Here is a 1109-nt window from a genome sequence, read left to right as displayed (position 1 = left end):
GCGCTGCGCGCGCCCCGGAATGACGGAGAAAGGCGCAAAATGATCCCCGGCGAACTCTTCAACCAGGACGGCGAGATCGAGCTCAATGCCGGCCGTAAGACCGCGACGCTGACGGTGGCCAATAGCGGCGACCGTCCGATCCAGGTCGGCTCGCACTATCATTTCTTCGAGACCAATCCGGCGCTGAAATTCGACCGCAAGAAAGCCCGCGGCATGCGCCTCGACATTGCCGCCGGCACCGCTGTGCGCTTCGAACCCGGCCAGACCCGCGAGGTGCAACTGGTGGCGCTGGCAGGCAAACGCGTGGTCTACGGTTTTCGCGGCGAGATACAGGGCAAGCTGTGAGCAATTTGGAATCGGCTGGAGCCACATCATGTCCGTCAAGATAAAACGTTCCGTCTATGCCGACATGTTCGGGCCGACCACCGGCGACCGGGTGCGGCTGGCCGATACCGACCTCATCATCGAGGTCGAGAAGGATTTTACGGTCTACGGCGAGGAGGTGAAATTCGGCGGCGGCAAGGTGATCCGCGACGGCATGGGGCAATCCCAGGTCACCAACAGGCAGGGCGCGGCCGATACCGTCATCACCAATGCGCTGATCGTCGACCACTGGGGCATCGTCAAGGCCGACGTCGCGATCAAGGAGGGCTATATCAGCGCGATCGGCAAGGCGGGCAATCCCGATATCCAGCCCGGCGTCACCATCGTGATCGGCCCGGGCACCGACGTGATCGCAGGCGAAGGAAAAATTCTTACCGCGGGCGGGTTCGACAGCCACATCCATTTCATCTGCCCGCAACAGATCGAGCATGCGCTGATGTCCGGCGTCACCTCGATGCTGGGCGGCGGTACCGGGCCGTCGCACGGCACCTTTGCCACCACCTGCACGCCCGGCCCCTGGCACATGGGGAGGATGATCCAGTCGTTCGACGCCTTCCCGGTCAATCTCGGCATTTCCGGCAAGGGCAACGCCTCGCAGCCCGCCGCGCTGGTCGAGATGATCAATGCGGGGGCCTGCGCGCTGAAGCTGCACGAGGACTGGGGCACCACTCCGGCCGCGATTGACAACTGCCTGACGGTGGCGGACGATCACGACGTTCAGGTGA

General features: G+C 63.7%; 2 protein-coding genes. Both read left to right on the top strand.

Features of this window, described 5'->3' with window-relative positions:
- Positions 1-39 precede the first annotated feature (39 nt).
- Positions 40-345: an urease subunit beta gene (locus tag Q8R73_RS04365; protein WP_305718309.1), complete on the top strand. Its 306-nt coding sequence runs from the start codon at positions 40-42 to the stop codon at positions 343-345.
- Positions 346-373: 28 nt separating this feature from the next.
- On the top strand, positions 374-1109 hold a 736-nt coding region (locus Q8R73_RS04360), incomplete at its 3' end, for an urease subunit alpha (RefSeq protein ID WP_305718308.1).

Origin of the sequence: Bradyrhizobium sp., from assembly GCF_030697065.1 — a bacterium.
Taxonomy (GTDB): domain Bacteria; phylum Pseudomonadota; class Alphaproteobacteria; order Rhizobiales; family Xanthobacteraceae; genus Bradyrhizobium.
This window is presented reverse-complemented; position numbering and strand designations above follow the sequence as displayed.

Bases quoted from the DNA above. Each gene is read 5' to 3' on its own strand.
- Q8R73_RS04365 (WP_305718309.1), top strand. From the start codon at position 40: ATGATCCCCGGCGAACTCTTCAACCAGGACGGCGAGATCGAGCTCAAT.